Origin of the sequence: Bradyrhizobium sp. USDA 4541, from assembly GCF_024171085.1 — a bacterium.
Classification (GTDB): domain Bacteria; phylum Pseudomonadota; class Alphaproteobacteria; order Rhizobiales; family Xanthobacteraceae; genus Bradyrhizobium; species Bradyrhizobium australafricanum.
This window is the reverse complement of sequence record NZ_JALJZF010000001.1, coordinates 1,882,933-1,902,716: the sequence shown is the minus strand read 5'-3', so window position 1 is coordinate 1,902,716 and position 19,784 is coordinate 1,882,933. Positions and strand designations below refer to the sequence as shown.

General features: G+C 65.8%; 8 protein-coding genes. 5 read left to right on the top strand and 3 right to left on the bottom strand.

Annotation, left to right across the window (positions count from 1 at the left end):
* Positions 1–17: 17 nt before the first annotated feature.
* From J2R80_RS08800 to J2R80_RS08785, 4 genes are all read left to right on the top strand, one after another.
* Entirely contained in the window at positions 18–671 is a 654-nt protein-coding gene (locus J2R80_RS08800; RefSeq protein ID WP_253638374.1) for an ABC transporter ATP-binding protein, read from the top strand.
* Positions 668–3,127: an ABC transporter permease gene (locus tag J2R80_RS08795; protein WP_253638373.1), complete on the top strand. Its 2,460-nt coding sequence runs from the start codon at positions 668–670 to the stop codon at positions 3,125–3,127. The genes J2R80_RS08800 and J2R80_RS08795 overlap by 4 nt, the downstream gene beginning before the upstream one ends.
* Complete coding sequence (locus tag J2R80_RS08790) at positions 3,117–4,202, top strand: lipocalin-like domain-containing protein (RefSeq protein ID WP_253638372.1); 1,086 nt, start codon at positions 3,117–3,119, stop codon at positions 4,200–4,202. Before J2R80_RS08795 ends, J2R80_RS08790 begins: the two co-directional genes overlap by 11 nt.
* Before the next feature lie 267 nt (positions 4,203–4,469).
* Entirely contained in the window at positions 4,470–4,859 is a 390-nt protein-coding gene (locus J2R80_RS08785; RefSeq protein WP_253638371.1) for an MAPEG family protein, read from the top strand.
* 168 nt (positions 4,860–5,027) lie between these two features.
* On the opposite strand, the gene J2R80_RS08780 is transcribed toward J2R80_RS08785, so the two are convergent.
* The 3 genes from J2R80_RS08780 to J2R80_RS08770 all read right to left on the bottom strand — a co-directional run bounded on the left by J2R80_RS08780 (position 5,028) and on the right by J2R80_RS08770 (position 10,873).
* A complete protein-coding gene (locus J2R80_RS08780) occupies positions 5,028–6,218 on the bottom strand; it encodes an ABC transporter substrate-binding protein (RefSeq protein WP_057021219.1) in 1,191 nt (396 codons plus the stop codon).
* Positions 6,219–6,485: 267 nt separating this feature from the next.
* On the bottom strand, positions 6,486–9,659 hold the full coding sequence (locus J2R80_RS08775; RefSeq protein WP_253638370.1) for an efflux RND transporter permease subunit: 3,174 nt from the start codon (positions 9,657–9,659) through the stop codon (positions 6,486–6,488).
* On the bottom strand, positions 9,656–10,873 hold the full coding sequence (locus J2R80_RS08770) for an efflux RND transporter periplasmic adaptor subunit (RefSeq protein WP_233475753.1): 1,218 nt from the start codon (positions 10,871–10,873) through the stop codon (positions 9,656–9,658). The genes J2R80_RS08775 and J2R80_RS08770 overlap by 4 nt, the downstream gene beginning before the upstream one ends.
* 832 nt (positions 10,874–11,705) lie before the next feature.
* Here J2R80_RS08770 and J2R80_RS08765 point away from each other — a divergent pair.
* Positions 11,706–19,691, top strand: coding sequence for a cadherin domain-containing protein (locus J2R80_RS08765; RefSeq protein ID WP_253638369.1), 7,986 nt, complete (start codon positions 11,706–11,708; stop codon positions 19,689–19,691).
* Positions 19,692–19,784 lie beyond the last annotated feature (93 nt).

The window sequence follows — 19,784 nt, the reverse complement described above, 5'->3', positions numbered from 1 at the left end:
CTGACCAGACCGCCGCGGTGCTTCGCGTCACCGGCCTGACCAAGAGTTACCGTTCTGCCGGCGAAGACGTCGCTGTGCTGCGCGGCGTCGACCTTGCCGTTGCGACCGGCGAGAGCGTGGCGCTATCAGGCGAATCCGGCAGCGGCAAGAGCACGCTGCTGCATCTGATCGCGGGGCTCGATGCCGCCGATAGCGGCGAGATCGCTCTCGCCGACACCGTCGTCTCCCACCTCAGCGACGCCGGTCGTGCCGAATTGCGCCGCAACCGGCTCGGCCTCGTGTTCCAGCAGTTCAATTTGATCCCGAGCCTGACGGTCGCGGACAATCTCGTGTTTCAGTCGCGCATCGCCGGACGGCATGACGCCGTCTGGCACGACGAACTGGTCGAGCGCCTTGGGCTGAAGCAGCTGCTGAAGCGCTATCCCGAGCAACTGTCCGGCGGCCAGCAGCAGCGCGTCGCGATCGGCCGCGCGCTGGCGCCAAAGCCGCTGTTGCTGCTCGCCGACGAGCCGACCGGCAATCTCGACGAGGACACCGCCGACGAGGTGCTGGCGTTGGCACGCGATCTGGTGACCCGCACCGGCTGCGGCTTCCTGATGGTCACGCACAGCGCGCGGCTCGCCGCGACGCTCGACCGCCAGGTCACCCTGCATGCCGGGATCGTCGCATGAGGCGCGCGCTGTGGATCCTCGCGGTGCTGCTCAGCCACTGGCGGCGGCATCCGATGCAGCTCGCAACGCTCTTGATCGGACTGATCTCGGCCACCGCGCTGTGGAGCGGCGTGCAGGCGCTGAACCAGCAGGCGCGCATCGCTTATGACCGCGCCGCCGCGACCTTCGGCGGGTCGCGGACTGCAATGCTGGTCGCCAGGGACAGCGCGACCTTCCCGCAAGCATTGTTCGTCGATCTGCGCCGTGCCGGCTGGCCGGTGTCGCCGATGCTGGAGGGCCGGGTCCAGATCGACGGGCGCAGCTTCCGCCTGCTCGGTATCGAGCCGGTGACGCTGCCGTCCGAGGTCGGCAACGCGCCGACGGTCGGACGCGGCAGCCTGCAATCCTTCGTCACGCCGCCGGGCGAAATGCTGGTGGCGGGCGAAACACTGCGCGATCTCGGCCTCAAGGAAGGCGAGCGGCCAGAGGCCAACGGCACGAGCTTGCCGCCGCTGCGCGTGCAGGCCGAGCTCGCGCCCGGCGCGCTGATCGTCGATATCGGCATCGCGCAGGACATCTTGAAGATGCCCGGCCAGATCTCCCGCCTGCTGGTCGGCACGTCCAAAGCGCCGCACACAGCGTTCGAAAACGTGGCGGGTGACAAGCTCCGCCTGGTCGAGCCGAGCGCGGAGAGCGACCTCGAACGCCTCACCGACAGCTTTCATCTCAACCTCACCGCGTTCGGCCTGCTGTCGTTCTTCGTCGGCCTGTTCATCGTCAACTCCGCGATCGGCCTCGCCTTCGAGCAGCGGCTGCCGATGCTGCGCACGCTGCGCGCCTGCGGCGTCTCGGCGCGAATGCTCAACACCGTGCTGGTGATCGAGCTGGTGTCACTGGCGCTGGTCGCCGGCCTCATCGGCCTCGTCTGCGGCTACTTCATCGCGGCTGCCTTGCTGCCGGATGTCGCGGCCTCGCTGCGCGGGCTCTATGGCGCGCAGATTCCCGGACAGCTTTCGCTCAAACCCGTCTGGTGGTTCGCCGGCATCGCCATCAGCATTCTGGGCGCGCTCGCCGCGGCGGCCGCGAGCCTTGCCAAGGCGATCCGGATGCCGGTGCTGGCGACGGCGCAGCCGCAGGCCTGGCAGCAGGCGCAGCGGCGCTGGCTGCTGCTCCAGAGCGCGGCGGCACTCGCGGTGTTCGCGGTCGCCGCGGGCCTGATCTGGTTCGGCGATTCCCTGATCGCGGGCTTTGCCGTGCTCGCCGCGCTGATGCTCGGCGCGGCGCTGATCCTGCCGATGGTCCTGCAGATTGCGCTGGCCTTCGGGCAGCGCAGCGCGCGGGCGCCGGTCGGCATCTGGTTCTGGGCCGACAGCCGCCAGCAATTGTCGGGACTGTCGCTGGCGCTGATGGCGCTGCTGCTTGCGCTCGCGGTCAATGTCGGCGTCGGCACCATGGTGGAAAGTTTCAACCGCACCTTCCTGGTCTGGCTCGACGGAAGGCTCGCCGCCGACGTTTACATCAGCGCCGCCAGCGATCAGCAGGCAAAGGAGATCAAGGCCTGGCTGCGCGATCGGCCCGAGGTTCAGGCCATCCTGCCCGGCGGCCGCGCCGACACCCAGCTCGACGGCGCGCCGATCGAGGTGCTCGGCCTGCCCGACCACGCCACCTATCACGACAGCTGGCCGTTGCTCGAAAGCGTCGCAAATGCGTGGGTTCGGCTGCGGCCCGGCGACACCTGCCTCGTCAGCGAGCAGCTGTCGCGGCGGATGAAGCTGGCGATCGGCGATCATATCGAGGTACCCGCCCCCGGCGGCAACTGGCCGCTCGAGATCGTCGGCATCTATGCCGATTACGGCAACCCCAAGGGCCAGATCGCGGTCAACTTCGCCGCGCTGACCCGGCGCTTCCCGCAGACACCAATGACACGGATGGGCCTCCGCGTGGCACCGGATAAGATCGCACCGCTGATCACCGCGCTACAGGAGAAATTCGGTCTCGATGATCGCAACATCGCCGACCAGGCCAGGATGAAAACGGAATCGAAGCGGGTCTTCAACCGCACCTTCTCGGTGACCGCCGCGCTCAACGCCTTCACGCTCGGCGTCGCCGGCATTGCGCTTTTGACCAGCCTGCTCACGCTGGCCAATTCGCGGCTGCCGCAGCTGGCGCCGCTGTGGGCGATCGGCCTGACCCGGCGGCGGCTCGCCGCGCTCGAACTGTTGAAGACCATGGCGGTCGCGCTGATCACCGCGCTGTTTGCGCTGCCGCTCGGCCTGCTGGTGGCGTGGTGCCTGCTTGCGATCGTCAACGTCAAGGCGTTCGGCTGGCGGCTGCCGTTCCACATTTTCCCGCTGCAGCTGATCGAGCTGCTCGCGGTGGCGCTGGCCGCCGCATTCTGTGCCGCGGCGCTTCCGGTCGCGAGGCTGGCGCGCATGCAGCCCGCCAGCCTGATCAGGATCTTTGTCAATGAGCGCTAGCGGCACCATCACTCGTCGCGCCTTTGCCGGCGGTGCGCTGGGGCTGGCGCTCGGCGGCAAGACGTTCGCGCAGGGCTTCGCCGGGCTCGGCGAGACCGCGGAAGGATTTGCCGCCGTCACGCCGGGCAAGCCATTCACGTTCCCCGCGGACCACGGCCCGCATCCGGAATTCCGGATCGAATGGTGGTACGTGACCGCCAACCTGTCCGACACGAGCGGCGCGGCCTATGGCGCGCAATGGACGCTGTTCCGCCAGGCGATGAAAGCGGGCGGACCGGCCGAGGGCTGGGCCAATCAGCAGCTCTGGATGGGCCACGCCGCCGTGACCAGCGCCGGCACGCACCGCTTCAGCGAAACCTTTGCCCGCGGCGGCGTCGGGCAGGCCGCGGTCGAAGCCACGCCGTTCCGCGCCTGGATCGACGCCTGGGAGCTGCGCGGGCGCGACGCGTTCGATGCTCAGCGCGTCGCACCGCTCGAGCTCAAGGCCTCCGCCGCCGACTTCAGCACCGCGCTGCGGCTCGAGGCCGACCGCGCGCTGGTGCTGCAGGGCGACCGCGGCTACAGCCGCAAGTCGGATCGCGGGCAAGCCTCCTATTACTACAGCCAGCCGTTCTACAAGGCGTCCGGCCGCATCGTAATCGACGACAGACCGGTCGACGTCACGGGCTCGGCGTGGATGGATCGCGAATGGAGCAGCCAGCCATTGGCGGCCGATCAGACCGGCTGGGACTGGTTCTCGCTGCATCTGCCCGGCGACGAGAAGCTGATGCTGTACCGGCTGCGCCAGAAGGACGGCCGCGAAAACCTGTTCGGCAACTGGATCACGCCGGACGGCCGCTCGGCCGAGATCGCCGCCGGCGGCAACAGCATCGTGCCTGTCACAATCACCGAGATCGACGGCCGCAAGCTGCCGACGTCATGGCGCGTCAGCCTGCCCGCACGCGGCCTCGCCATCGAGACCACGCCGCTCAATGCACGGAGCTGGATGGGAACCAGCTTCCCCTATTGGGAAGGCCCGATCCGCTTCTCAGGCAGCCACGCCGGAATCGGCTATCTTGAGATGACGGGGTACTAGGACGTGACGGAATTGGTCCGAATGGGGCCGCGGCATAACTGTGCTCCCTCGCCCCGTTCTTACGGGGAGAGGGTTGGGGTGAGGGGCCGTCTCCGCGTACTCGGTGACAGTTGGTCTCGCCGAGGTCCCCCCTCACCCGGAACGCATCTGACGATGCGTTCCGACCTCTCCCCGCGCGCGAGGAGAGGTAAAGCAAGGCCGCATGTCACACCGGGCTTCGCTGTCCCGTCATGACATCGGGGCCAATGGAAAGAGGACACGCCTGACATGTACCACTACACCGCCATCGTCACCTGCCTTGCGGTCGCGCTGCACTTCTTCTTCGCGCTGCAGGTCGCCCGCGCCCGCGCGGTCTACGGGGTCAAGCTGCCGGCGATCACGGGAAATCCGGATTTCGAGCGCATCTACCGCATCCAGATGAACACGCTGGAATGGATGCCGATCTTCCTGCCGTCGCTCTGGCTGTTCGCGGTCTATGTCGGCGATGCCGCCGCGGCGGCGGTCGGCACGATCTGGGTGATCGGCCGCATCGTCTATTTCATCGGCTATCGCGAAGCGGTGGCGAAACGCAGCCCCGGCTTCGCCATCCAGGCGCTCGCCTGCGTCATCCTCTGGGTTGGCGCGATCGGCGGCGCGGTGTGGCGGCTGGCGCATTGAAGGCGCGGTCGCGCCATAACCACTACCGTCGTCCTGGCGAAAGCCAGGACCCATAACCACAGAGCGTGGTTATGGGCAATCTGATGGCCACAGCGTGGTGCAACAACATCCAATCTGGGTAATGGGTCCTGGCTTTCGCCAGGACGACACCACCCGTGGATATTCGCCTCACTTGGTCAGCGGGCAGCCGCTTTCCTTGGCGGTGAAGAAGGCCTTGTCGCCGGGCACCACGGCGATCTGCTTGTAATAGTCCCACGGCTTCTTCGACTCCGAGGGCTTCTTGACCTCGAACAGATAGAGGTCGTGCACCATGCGGCCGTTCGCGAGCACCTTGCCCTTGGCGAAGGCGTCATCGACCGGCAGCTCCTTCAGCTTGGCGGCGACCGCCTCGCTGTCCTTGGTGCCGGCGGCCTTCACAGCCTTCAAATAGCTCAGCGTCGCCGAATAGGTGCCGGCATGGATCATGCTCGGCATCCGGCTGGTGCGCTTGAAGAAGCGCTCGCTAAAGGCGCGCGAGGCGTCGTCGTGGTCCCAGTAGAAGCCCTCGGTGAGCACGAGACCCTGCGCCGCCTCGAGCCCGAGACCGTGCACCTCCGACAGCGTCATCAACAGGCCGGCAAGCTTCTGGCCGCCGCGCACGATGCCGAACTCGGCCGCCTGCTTGATCGAGTTGGTGGTGTCGAGTCCGGCGTTGGCGAGCCCGATGATCTTGGCCTTCGAGCTCTGCGCCTGCAGCAGGAAGGACGAGAAGTCCGACGAATTGAGCGGCACGCGGACCGAGCCGACCACCTTGCCGCCCTTCGAGGTGACGATGTCGCTGGTGTCCTTCTCCAGCGCGTAGCCGAAGGCGTAGTCGGCGGTCAGGAAGAACCAGGTGTTGCCGCCAGCTTCCGTCAGCGCACCGCCGGTTCCGACGGCGAGCGCGCGGGTGTCATAGGCCCAGTGGAAGCTGTAGGGCGTGCAGGCATCGCCGGTGATACGGGAGGTCGCCGCGCCGACCACGATGTCGATCTTCTTCTTTTCCTTCGACAGCTCCTGCACCGCGAGCGCGACCGACGACGTCGTGAGCTCGGTGATCATGTCGACGTTCTCGACCTCGTACCAGCGCCGCGCGATCGCGGTCGCAAGATCCGGCTTGTTCTGATGGTCGGCGGTAACGATCTCGATCTTCTGTCCCAGCACCTCGCCGCCGAAATCCTCGACCGCCATCCGCGCGGCTTCGAGCGAATATTTGCCGCCGTAGTCGGCATAGACGCCGGACTGATCGTTCAGGATGCCGATCTTGACGCCCTGGGCCATCGCCGGCGCCGCAAGCATCAGGCTGCAGGCCGCGACTGCGGCCAAAAATCCGGACTTCATTCTATGCTCTCCCAGCAGTTTCTATCAGGAAAATCGGCGCGACATTATTTTATAACCCCACGCCTGCCCATCTCTTTCCGCTCAGCCAAAAGTATGGGCTGCGTCGACAGCACTTGCTAGCTTCCCGTCACCCTGAGGAGCGCGGAACGCGCGTCTCGAAGGGTCGACGGCCCGGCCGGTGGCCGTGCATCCTTCGAGACGCCTGCTTCGCAGGCTCCTCAGGATGACGGGGAAGGACTTGCTGCTGCGGAACGTTGGGTGCCGCCCTCAACCCGCCACGGTTGCCTTGGGCTCGGCCGGCTTGCCCTCGTTCTTTCCTTCCGCGAGGTTGCGCACCACCATGTAGAAGATCGGCGTGAAGATCAGGCCGAACAGGGTGACGCCGAGCATGCCGAAGAACACGGCAACGCCGACCGCCTGCCGCATCTCCGAGCCCGAACCGGTCGATACCACCAGCGGCAGCACGCCGAGGATGAAGGCGAACGAGGTCATCAGGATCGGCCGCAGACGGAGCCGGCAGGCCTCGATCACCGCGTTCAGCCGCGACCTCCCCTCGAGCTCGATGTCGCGTGCAAATTCGACGATCAGGATCGCGTTCTTGGCGGCCAGCCCCACCAGCACCACGAAGCCGATCTGGGTCAGGATGTTGACGTCCTGGCCCATCAGGCGCACGCCGATCGTGGCCGCGAACAGGCACATCGGCACGATCAGGATCACCGCGAACGGCAAGGTCCAGCTGCCATATTGCGCGGCCAGCACCAGATAGACGAACAGCACGCAGATCGGGAACACGTAGAGGCCGGCATTGGCGCCGGTGACCTGCTGGTAGGACAGGTCGGTCCACTCGAAGGAAAAGCCGCTCGGCAATGTCTGGTCGGCGAGCTGCTTGATGGTGTTGAGCGCCGTCGTCGAGCTCACGCCCGGTGCCGGCTCACCCTGCAGTTCGGACGCCGAGTAAAGATTGTAGCGCGCGACGCGGTCGGGCCCCGAGACGTCCTTGAAGTCCACGATGCTGCCGAGCATCACCATGTCGCCGGCGACGTTGCGGGTGCGCAGCCTTGCGAGATCGGGGCTGTCTTTCCGGAACGGCAGATCGGCTTGCGCGGTAACGTGATAGGTGCGGCCGAACAGGTTGAAGTCGTTGACATAGGTCGAACCAAAATAGGTCTGGATCGTGTCATTAATGTTGGCGATCGGCACCCCGAGCTTCTGCGCCTTGACGCGATCAATGTCGACGAACAGCTGCGGCGTGTTCGCGGTGAACGGCGAGAACACCGACGTGAGAGACGGTGATTTGCGCGCGGCTGTCACCAGTTCATCGGTCGCGGAAGCCAGCAGTTCGGGTCCGCGCCCCTGCCGGTCCTGGACGCGGATGGTGAAGCCACCACCGGTGCCGATGCCGGGCACGGCCGGCGGCGGAATGACGATGATGAAGGCGCCCTGGATCACCGACAGACGCTTGCGCAATTCGGCCGTGATCGCGTTCGCCGTCAGCCCCTTCTTCAGGCGCGCCTCCGGCTCGTCGAATACCGGGAACAGCGCCGCGGCGTTACCCTGCTGCGTGCGCGTCGCACCGGAGAAGCCGGCGAAAGCCGCGACGCGAACGATGCCCGGCGTATCCAGCGCAATCCGCTCGATCTCGCGCACAACAGCGGTGGTCCGCGCCAGCGACGCGGCGCCCGGCAGCTGCGCCGAGATGATGACGTAGCCGCGGTCCTGCGCCGGAATGAAGCCCTGCGAGGTGGTCGCGAGGAGCCAGCCGGCGCTGCCGATAAGTACGAGGTAGAGCGCAAGCATCACCACCGTATGCCGGATCACGAAGTCGGCCACCGATGCATAGCCGTGCGCGAGCCGGTCAAACACGCGGTTGAACAGCGCGGTGAAGCTGTCCCAGCCGCGCGCGATGATGTTCCAGCGCGCCGGCGGGCGTTTCGCCTCATGCGGCACCAGGATCTGCGAGGCCAGCGCCGGCGACAGCGTCAGCGAGCAGAAGCAGGAGATCGCGGTCGCGACCGCGATCGTCACCGCAAATTGCTGGAAGAACTGCCCGGAAATGCCGCCGAGGAAGGCGGTCGGCACGAACACCGCGCACAGCACGAGCGCGATCGAGACCAGCGCGCCGCCGACCTCCTCCATGGTCTTGAGCGCAGCGTCGCGCCTGCTCATGCCGTGCTCGAGATGCCGCTCGACATTTTCGACCACCACGATGGCGTCGTCGACCACGATGCCGACCGCCAGCACGAGGCCGAACAGCGTCAGATTGTTGATCGAGAAGCCGAGCGCCGCCATCACCGCGAAGGTGCCGACCAGCGACACCGGGATCGCGATGATCGGGATGATCGCAGGCCGCCATCCCTGCAGGAACACCAGCACCACGATGACGACGAGCGCCATGGCCTCGTAGATCGTCTTGATCAGCTCGTGGACCGATTGGGCGATGAATTCGGTCGGGTTGTAGCCGATATTGTAGTCGAGCCCCTTCGGGAAACTCGCCTTCATCCGCTCCATCGTGTCGGAGATGCTCTTGGCGGTGGCGAGCGCGTTCGATCCGGGCCGTTGCGTCACCAGCAGGGCGACCGCGGATTTGCGCAGCAGGAAGCTGTTGGTGGCGTAGGACAGCGCGCCGAGCTCGACGCGGGCGACGTCGCGCAGACGTACCGTGCGGCCGTCGGAGCCGGCCTTCACCACGATGTCCTCGAACTGCCTGATGTCCTTGAGGCGGCCGGTGAAGACGAGGTTCGGCTGGAATGCGCGATCGGCGATCGGCGGCTCGGCGATCTGGCCGCCGGCGATTTGCAGGTTCTGCGCCCGGATCGCCGCCAGCACCTCGGTCGAGGTCAGACCGAGATTGGCGATCCGGTCGGGATCGAGCCACAGCCGCATCGAGTAATCGCGCGCGCCGAACATCTGGATGTCGCCGACGCCATCGAGCCGCAACAGCTGGTCGCGGACCTGCAGCAGCGCGTAGTTGGAGATGTAGAGCTGGTCGAACGTGTCATCGGGCGACAGCATGAACACGACCATCAGGATGTCGGGCGAGTTCTTGCGCGTGGTCACGCCGTTGCGCTGCACCTCTTCGGGCAGCCGCGGCTGCGCGATCGCGACGCGGTTCTGCACCAGCACCTGGGCCTTGTCGAGGTCGGTGCCGAGCTTGAAGGTCGCTGTGATGGTGAGCTGGCCGTTCGACGTCGCCTGGCTGTAGAGATACAGCATGTCCTCGACGCCGTTGATCTCCTGCTCGATCGGCGCGGCGACGGTGTCGGACACGGTCTGCGCCGAGGCGCCCGGATATTGCGTGGTGACGACGACGGTCGGCGGCACCACTTGCGGATATTCCGAGACCGGCAGCGTCGGATAGGCGATCGCGCCGACGATCAGCAGCACGATCGACAGCACCATCGCGAGGATGGGCTGGTTGATGGAGAGCCTGCCGAGATTCATGGTTTGGCACCTGAGGCGGGCTTGTCAGCGGCCGCGGGCTTGTCGCCTGCGGCGGGCTTGGAATCCGCCGGAGCCTGCGCCATCTTCGGCGTCACCTTGGCGCCGACGCGGGCGCGCTGCAGGCCGTCGACGATCACGTGATCCTCCGCCTTGAGGCCTTCGCGGACGACGCGCAAGCCATCGTCGAGCGGCCCGAGCGTGACCGCTCTTGCTTCCACCGTGTTGTCGTCCTTGACCACGAACACGATCTTGCGCGACTGGTCGGTGGCAACAGCGCTGTCCGGGATCAACAGCGCCTCATAGGGCGAGGAGCCGATGATACGGACGCGGCCGAACTGGCCGGGCAGGACCGACAGATCCTTGTTCGGAATGATCGCGCGGCTGCGCAGCGTCGCGGTCGAGACGTCGAGCCGGTTGTCGAGGAAGTCCATCTTGCCTTCATGCGAGGGCTTGGTCTCGCCGGTCAGCGTCACCTGCACCGGGTTCGCGGTGTCGCGCGAGCTCGGCCGCCTGCCTTCGAACCACAGCTTGCTGTTGCGCTGATAGGTCGCCTCGTCGACGTCGAAATAGATGTAGATCGGATCGAGCGACACGATCGAGGTCAGCAGCGTCGCGCCGCCCTCGCTGCCCTGCACGAGATTGCCCGGAGTGACCAGATGCCGGCTGACGCGGCCGGTGATCGGCGCCAGCACATGGGTGAATTCGACATTGAGCTGCGCGGCCTTCAGCGTGCCTTCGGCCTGGGTCTCGGCGGCGCGTGCCGCCTGCAACGCCTGACGGCGCTGATCGACGACTTGCTCCGAGACCGCGCTGGTCTGCACGAGGTTCAGCCCGCGCTCGAGATCGCGCTTGGCAAGCTCCCCCTTGGCGCGCGCGTCGGCCAGCTGGCCTTCGGCCTGCAGCACGACCGCCTCGAACGGCCGCGGGTCGATAATGTAGAGCAGATCGCCGGCGTGGACGATCGCACCATCCTTGAACTCGACGCTGTTGACGAAGCCGCCGACACGGGCGCGGACCTGAACCTCCTCGATCGCCTCGAAGCGGCCGGTGAACTCGTCCCAGTCGGTGACGGTGCGCTTGACCGGCTGCGCGACGGTCACAGGTGGCGGCGGAGGCGCGGCCTGCGATTGCGCGCTCTTGTTGTCGCAGCCGCCGAGCGCCAGCGCCGCCAGCAGCCCGATCGGCGCAAGGCCAAGCCAAGGCCTGAGCGACAGGCCGCGTGAGGCATGGCGGCGGAGCGAATGACGCTCGACGCCGGTCACCGGAGCCACACGCCCCGTTCTGTCAATCGAACTCAATTCCCTCTCCCCAAGGATCAGTGCAGGGCTACGAAAGTCGCAATTAAACTTGCGGTGATTCAACGCGGATGGACCACCGCAATGTCGCGGCAGCGGACGTCACAGATGTAGCCGCTCCCCAGTCTGTTCAAGATGGCCGCCGGATCAAGCGAATAGTTGCGCAATCTGAAAGCCTTACGACGTGATCGCGAAGCCGTGACGACAGGAAGGGACAGATTCACTGGCCTTTCGGGTGAGGAGAGATCACAGACGGCTTGCCGGGAATCAATCCCAAGGCGAATCACCGACACATGTTCGTCACACAACGACAATTCCGCCTGCGGCGCAGAAACCACCGGGGGTCGCACAAGATTAAAAATGGTCGAGTTCCAGCACTCTACCTCCCGCTGCATGGCCGAATCGTGGTTAACGGCGCGGTGTCACGTGGACACACATTGACACTCGGAAGCATCGACAATACGGTCGTGGTTGCCAACCGGTAAATTTTCTTGGCCGCCGCGCTTTTCTCGAACATTCATTGGGCTTTTCTCGCGGCGTGAGTGAGTGGAAGCGATTACGTAATGGCAAGCGCATTTGAACTTGCTGATGTCGGGACTCCGCAACCGTCGCGGTGTCCGCATATTGCGAGCAGACCGGTGCGATCCCGGATCGCAAGTAGTCAACCTCAACGTGTGAACTGCTTCACACCTCGTCGTCCCCAAAAATTGTAGTTAGTTGATCGGCTTTCACGCCGATCGCGGGAGTGCTCATGACGACCATACCTGCCTATACAATCGGTGGTTTAACCCGCCCCGAGCTTCATCTCGATCCGAGCGGCAATATCATTCTGGATCCGGCCGCGCAGGCGTTCGTCAATACGTATGGTCTGCAATATCTTTACCTGGGTTGTCCTCCCGGCACGCCGTGGCCGCCCGTGCCCGGCTTCCTGTCGCCTCCGACCGACGCCAATGCCGGCGCCAACACGGTTGTTGAGGGCGCCGCAGCCAATACATCGGTCGGCATCACCGCGCAATCCACCAGCCTGATCGGTCTTCCGGTCACCTATTCGCTGGCGTCCGATTCCTCGCATGGCGGCTTCAAGGTCGATCCGAATACCGGCGTCGTGTCGATTGCCGATCCCTCCAAGGTCGATTTCGAGAGCTCCGGCGGCAGCTACGTTGTCAATGTGCAGGCGACCGACGGTATCTTCGTCTCGTCGCAGAGCTTCACGATCGCGGTCAGCAATGCGCCGCCCTCGACACCGACCGACGGCAACGCCACCGCCAACGCCGTCAACGAGGGCGCCGCGGTCAACACCTCGGTCGGCATCACCGCGTCGTCGGCCGACGTCAACGGCCCCGGCGTCACCTACTCACTGACATCGGATTCCTCCAATGGCGGCTTCAAGATCGATCCCACCACCGGCATCGTCACCGTCGCCAATTCCGCCAAGATCGACTTCGAGACCGCGCCGGGCCACGCCTACACCATCACGGTCCAGGCCAGCGACGGCCATGGCGGCGTCAGCTCGCAGAGCTTCACGATCAACGTCAACGACGTGGCGGTCAGCACCCCGGTCGACATTAATGCCGCCGCCAATAGCGTCGTCGAAGGCGCTGCCGTCAATACGCTGGTCGGCATCACCGCCTCCGCGGTCGATCCGAACGGCCCCGCAACCACCTATTCGCTGACCGGCGACACCTCCGGCGGCGGCTTCACCATCAATGCCACGACGGGTGTCGTCACCGTCGCCGATCCGAACAAGCTCGATTACGAGAGCGCGCCGGGCCACGCCTACACCATCACGGTGCAGGCGACGAGTGGCGCGACCACGACGACGCAAACCTTCACGATCGGCGTGACCGACGCCCCGCCGTCGGCTCCCACCGACTCTGACGCCGCGACCAACACAGTGGTCGAAGGCGCCGCCATCGGCACCGCCGTCGGCATCACCGCGCACGCCACCGACATCAATGGCGGCACCGTGACCTATTCGCTGGTCGGCGATGCCCACGGCCTCACCATCAACGCCGCGACCGGCGTCGTCACCGTCGCCGATCCCACCAAGGTCGATTTCGAAACCGCGCCCGGCCACGCCTACACGATCACCGCGCAGGCCAGCGACGGCACGCAGACCAGCACGCAGACCTTTACCGTCAACGTCACCGACGTTGCGCCGGCGGCCCCGGTCGACAGCAATGCTGCCGCGAATACCGTCGTCGAAGGCGCGGCCGTCGGCACCACGGTCGGCGTCACCGCATCCTCGACCGACATCAACGGCCCGGCGGTAACCTATTCGCTGACCGGCGACACTTCCGGCGGCGGCTTCACCATCAACGCGACAACGGGCGTCATCACCGTCGCCGACCCGAGCAAGCTCGATTACGAAAGCGCGCCCGGCCACGCCTATACCGTCACCGCGCAGGCCAGCGACGGCACCCTTGCGACCTCGCAGACCTTCACCATCGCCGTCACCGAAGCCCCGCCGTCGACCCCGGTCGACAGCGACGCCAGCGCCAATGCGATCGCCGAAGGCGCGGCCAACGGCTCGACCGTCGGTGTCACGGCGTCGTCGATCGACGTCAACGGCCCGCCCGTGACCTATTCGCTGATCGGCGACACCTCCGGCGGCGGCTTCACCATCGACGCGACAACCGGCGTCATCACCGTCGCGGATGGCACCAAGCTCGATTACGAGAGCAGCGGTCCGACCCATTCCTACACCGTCACCGCGCAGGCCAGCGACGGCACGACGGCGAGCTCGCAAACCTTTACGATCGCCGTCACCGACGTCGCGCCGTCGACCCCGGTCGACTCCGACGCCGGCGCCAACACCGTCATTGAAGGCGCAGCCAACGGCTCGACCGTCGGCATCACCGCGTCGGCGACCGACATCAACGGTCCGGCCGTGACCTATTCGCTGATCGGCGACAGCTCCGGCGGCGGCTTCACCATCAATGCCGCAACCGGCGTCGTCACGGTCGCCGATTCGAGCAAGCTCGATTTCGAAAGCTCGGGCGGCAGCTACACCGTCACCACGCAAGCCAGCGACGGCACGCTGGCGAGCTCGCAGACCTTCACCATCAACATTGCGGATGTTGCGCCGTCGACGCCGGTCGACGGCGACGCCGCCGCCAACATCGTTGTCGAAGGCGCGGCTGCCGGCACTGCGGTCGGCATCACCGCGCACGCGACCGACGTCAACGGCCCGGCCGTGACCTGGTCGTTGATCGGCGACACCTCCGGCGGCGGCTTCACCATCGACCCGACGACCGGCGTCATCACCGTCGCCGACCCGACCAAGATCGATTATGAGGGCAGCGGCCCGACCCATTCCTACACGGTGACCGCGCAGGCCAGCGACGGCACGCTGGCGAGCTCGCAGAGCTTCACCATCGCCGTCAACGACGCCGCACCGTCGACCCCGGTCGATGCCGACGCCGGCACCAACACGATCGCCGAAGACGCTGCCAACGGCTCGACCGTCGGCATCACCGCGGCGGCAACCGACGTCAACGGCCCGGCCGTGACCTGGTCGCTGATCGGCGACACCTCCGGCGGCGGCTTCACCATCAATGCGACGACGGGCGTCATCACCGTCGCGGACAGCTCCAAGATCGATTACGAAAGCCCGGCCGGACACGCCTACACCGTCACCGCGCAGGCCAGCGACGGTTTGCTCACGAGTTCGCAGACCTTCACCATCGCCGTCACCGACGTCGCGCCGTCGACCCCGGTCGATGCCAACGCCGGCGCCAACCGCGTTGCGGTCAACGCACCGGTCGGCGCGGGAACCAGCGTCACGGCATCCTCGACGGACGTCAACGGCCCCGCCGTGACCTATTCGCTGGTCGGCGACACTTCCGGCGGCGGCTTCACCATCGATGCGACCACCGGCAAGATCACGGTCGCCGATCCCAGCAAGATCAACATTGCCGACCCGTCCTATGACGTCACGGTCGATGCGAGCGACGGTACGCTGCACAGCCAGCAGACCTTCACCATCGCCGTCGTGGTCGACCAGGCGCCGGTCGTCACCGCCGGCCACACGCTGAACTACACCGAGAACCAGGCCGCGACCGTGATCGATTCGGCGATCACCGTCACCGACGGCGATGACGCCAATCTGGTGTCCGCGACGGTGCAGATCACCGGCAACTATGCCAGCGGCCAGGATGTCCTCGGCTTCACCAACCAGAACGGCATCACCGGCTCGTTCAATGCCGCGACCGGAACGCTGACGCTGACCGGCTCCTCCAGCGTCGCGAACTACCAGGCCGCGCTGGCGTCGGTGACTTACATCAACAGCAGCGACAATCCGTCCGGGCTGGCGCGCACCGTCACCATCACGACCAATGACGGCACGCTCGACAGCTCGCCGGTCACCGACACCATCAACGTCACCCCGGTCAACGACCCGCCCGTCGTCACCGCCGGTCACACCCTCAATTACACCGAGAACCAGGCCGCGACCGCGTTCGACCCGGCGATCATCGTGTCCGACGTCGACAACACCACGCTGACCGGCGCGACGGTGCAGATCACCGGCAACTACGCGAACGGTCAGGACGTCCTCGCCTTTACGTCCCAGAACGGCATCACCGGCTCGTTCAATGCGGGAACCGGCATGCTGACGCTGACAGGCACCGCCAGCGTCGCCGATTATCAGGCGGCGCTCGCCTCGGTGACCTATCAGAACACCAGCGACAACCCGTCGGGCCTGGCGCGCACCGTCACGATCATCGCAAACGACGGCACGGCGACCTCCACGCCGGTCACCGGCACCATCAACGTCACGCCGGTCAACGATCCGCCGGTCACGACCGCCGGCGGCACGCTGAACTACACCGAAAACCAGGCCGCGACCGTGATCGATGCGTCGGTCAACGTGACCGACGTCGACAGCGCCAATCTGACCGGCGCGACGGTGCAGATCACCGGCGGCTTCGCCGCCGGCCAGGACGTGCTGGGCTTCGTCAACCAGAACGGCATCACCGGCTCGTACAATTCCGGGACCGGCGTGCTGACGCTGACCGGCTCCGCCAGCGTCGCCAACTACAAGGCCGCGCTCGATTCCATCACCTATTTCAACTCGAGCGACAACCCATCCGGGGCGGATCGCACCGTCAGCTTTACGGTCACCGACGGCACCGACAGCAGCAACACCTCGACCTCGACCATCCACGTCGCGCCGGTCAACGATGCGCCGGTCGTGAGCTTCGGTGCCATCACCGGCTTCTCCGAGCCGCCGAACGGCACGCCGGCAGCGAACTCGACGCCGGTCACGATCACGCCGAACCTGACGATCACGGACGCCGAAGGCAATAACCTGACCGATGCGACCTTCGTTCTGAACAATCTGAAGCCGTCGGATGCGCTGTCGATCGCAGGCCACGCCGGCAACAGCGGCGATATCGGCGGCATCCACTTCGAGATCACCAGCACCGCCGGTACCGAAACGATCAGCTTCACCGGTACCGACACGCTTGCGCACTACAATGCGGCGCTGGACCTGATCCAGTTCAACAACACCAGCGAAAACCCCGACACCGCCGCGCGCTCCTACAGCCTGACTGTGCACGATGACGGCGGTACCGCGAATGGCGGCAGCAACACCGGGACGGGATCGACGACGGGAAGCGTCACCGCGGTGGACGACGGACCCACCGCGTCGGTGCCGGCGGACAATTCGATCGGCACGGCATTCTCGCACACCGACTTCGCGATTTCAGGACTTTCGGTCGCCGACATCGATGCCGCCAGCGGCAACGTCACGGCGACGATTGCCTCAAGCCATGCGAACCTGACCTTCAATACCGCCGGGCTCGCCAGCTCCACCAACAACAGCAGCCACACGGTGACGCTGACCGGCACCGTCGCACAGGTCAACACCGCGCTGGCGACCTTGACATACAACAGCGACGACGGCTTCACCGGCTCGGATACCGTCACGCTGAACATCAACGACAACGGCAACACCGGCACCGGCGGGCCGCTCACGTCGGGCGCCCAGACCTTCCACGTCGGCGTCGTCCCGCAGGTGTTCTATATCGACAACTCGCCCACGGCGCTGGCCAACAGCGCCAATCTCGGCACCGCGGCCGATCCATACACCTCGATCGCCGCCTACAACGCGGCGAATCCGGCCGGCTCTGGCGACTATGTCGTGCTGAGGTCCGGCACCTATACCGAGGCCAACGGCATCAACCTCGCCAATGGCGTCAACCTGGTCGGCGGCAGTCACTCCCTGACGTTCACCAATCCGGTGACCGGCGCCGTGGTGACCGCCAACACTGCGACCGGCACCGATCCGGTGATCAAGGTGACCGGCGCCGACAACGGCATCGACCTGCTCGGCACCTCGGGCCACAGCATCAGCGGCGTCAGCATCGACACCTCGGCCTCGACCGGCATGGGCATCAGCGACGACAACAACAATGTCGGCACCGTCACGATGTCCGACATCACGGTCAAGACTGCCAGCGGCACCGGCATGAGCTTCACCCATGGCGGCACCATCACGCTGACCGGCACCAACAACTCCATCACGTCAGGCACCGGCACCGCGCTCGATGTCGAGAACACCCAGATCGGCTCGTCCAACCTCATCCTCAAGAGCATCACCTCGAGCGGTGGGTCCAACAACGGCATCATCCTGTCGAATACCGGCACGGCCGCCGGCAATGGCGGCCTGCACATCACCGGCGACGGTTCGACGGCGGGCAGCGGCGGCACCATCGCCAACAAGACCGGCGCCGACGGCAGCACCACGCAGGGCAGCGGCGTCTATCTGAACAACACCAAGGACGTTCAGCTCTCCTACCTGGCGATGCACGACTTCCAGAACTACGGCATCGTCGGCACCAGCGTCACCGGCTTTGCCCTCGGCAACACCACGGTGACCGGCACCAACGGCACCAACGTCGGCGGCATCGGCGAGGGCGACGTCTACTTCACCGGCCTGTCCGGCACGGCGTCGGTAACGAATTCGACCTTCACGGGCGCAGCGCTCGATGCGTTCCACGTCTTCAACAACAGCGGTCAGACACTCAACCGCATCACCATTACCGGCTCGACCTTCGCGACCAATTCGGCGACCGGAAACAGCTCGGGCGATGCCCTGGTGTTCCAGGCCACCGACGGAACATTCAACGCGACCGTGCAGAATTCGACATTCACGTCGGCGCGCGGCGACCTGTTCCAGCTCGATCTGCACGGCGGCGTCAACTCGGACCTCGTGCTGAACGGAAACAGTTTCTCGAACAACAACCAGAATATCGTCTCGGGCGGCGGCGGCATCACCATCAGCTCCGGCGGGACCGGCGACCACGCCAACCTGACCTTCAACATCGCCAACAATACCATGCGTGATGCCCTCGGCACCGCGCTCGGCATCAGCACGGGATCAGGAGCAAGCTCGTTCAACGGCACGATCGATTCCAACACGATCGGCGTCGCCGGCGTCGCCAACAGCGGCTCCGCCCAGGGCAGTGACATCGGCTTCGTCACGATGGGCGGGGCCAATTCCAGCGTCACGATCACCAACAATCATCTGTATCAGTACAACAACGACGGAATCGAACTGCAGACCGGTGACGCTGCGAACGGCGGCAACGCCCTATTGACCGCGATCGTCATGGGCAACACGGTGTCCAACCCGGGTGCGTTCGGCGCTCATGGCTTCGAACTTAATGCCGGCACGGTCGCGGGCGATGCGCAGAGCGTCTCGTTGACGCTGGGCGGCACCGGCGCCCAGGAAAATCAGTTCCTCGGTTCGGGCGCGACCGGCACCGACATCCGGCTGCGCGATCGGTTTGCCACCACCGTCGGCCTGCACGCGGGCGACGGCTCGTCCTATGGCGGCGGCGCGACCGATACCGCCGCAATCTCGAGCTACGTCCTGGCGCACAATACGGTCACCACGGCGCCGACCATCAGCGTCACGGCGGGCAGCACCAACGGCTTCGGCTCGTCGCCGCTGCTCGCCGCGGATGGCGGCGTGCAGGCCGCCGTCGCGACCCCGGGTGAAACCCACCTGACGCAAAGCCAGCTCGACTCGGTCGTCTCGGCGGCCATTACCCAATGGGCAAAGGCTGGCGTGGACGCGGATCAACTGGCCGCGCTGCATGCCGTCACCTTCAGCGTCGCTGATCTCGCCGGCCAGGTGGTCGGCCTGGAAAGCGCCGGCCACATTACGATCGATGCCGATGCCGCCGGCCATGGCTGGTTCGTCGATTCGACACCGTTTGACAATTTTGAGTTCCCCCACGCGCTCAATGCTTCCGGCTCCGATCTGCAGACCGATTCGTCGACGGCCGCAGCCGGTCATTTCGATCTATTGACCGCCGTGGTCCATGAGTTGGGACACGTGCTCGGCCTCCCCGACCTGACGTCGTCATCCGATGTCAACGACCTGATGTATATCAGTCTCGCCGACGGCGAGCGGCGGCTCCCAACCGCCGCGGATGTCACGCAGGCCAACGTGGGATCGGCGAAGGCGATGCCCATGCAGAGCAACACATCCTCGACTCTGAACCGCGACGGCTTCGACTTCTCGTCGTTCACCCAGACGCCGTCGCAGGCCAGCACGAGCCACGCGGACCCGGCCGCGAACACCCAGACCTGGTCCGATCTGTTCAGCGGGCACGCCAATGCCGGCACCCCATGGTGGGTCGGCCATGAGGCGACGTTTGCCGCCATGGGCGGCACGCCGACCGACAACCACGCCCAGCTGCACCATGACCTGATCGTCTGACCGGGCACCGTATCGACTACACAACGCCTGCCGAAGCGTTCCGGCAGGCTTGCCTCAGATGGATGGGATCCGCGCTTCCGTCGCAAACTTCAA

Coding starts and splice junctions, on each gene's coding strand:
- J2R80_RS08795 (WP_253638373.1), top strand. CDS start 668: ATGAGGCGCGCGCTGTGGATCCTCGCGGTGCTGCTCAGCCACTGGCGG.
- J2R80_RS08790 (WP_253638372.1), top strand. CDS start 3,117: ATGAGCGCTAGCGGCACCATCACTCGTCGCGCCTTTGCCGGCGGTGCG.
- J2R80_RS08785 (WP_253638371.1), top strand. CDS start 4,470: ATGTACCACTACACCGCCATCGTCACCTGCCTTGCGGTCGCGCTGCAC.
- J2R80_RS08780 (WP_057021219.1), bottom strand. CDS start 6,218: ATGAAGTCCGGATTTTTGGCCGCAGTCGCGGCCTGCAGCCTGATGCTT.
- J2R80_RS08775 (WP_253638370.1), bottom strand. CDS start 9,659: ATGAATCTCGGCAGGCTCTCCATCAACCAGCCCATCCTCGCGATGGTG.
- J2R80_RS08765 (WP_253638369.1), top strand. CDS start 11,706: ATGACGACCATACCTGCCTATACAATCGGTGGTTTAACCCGCCCCGAG.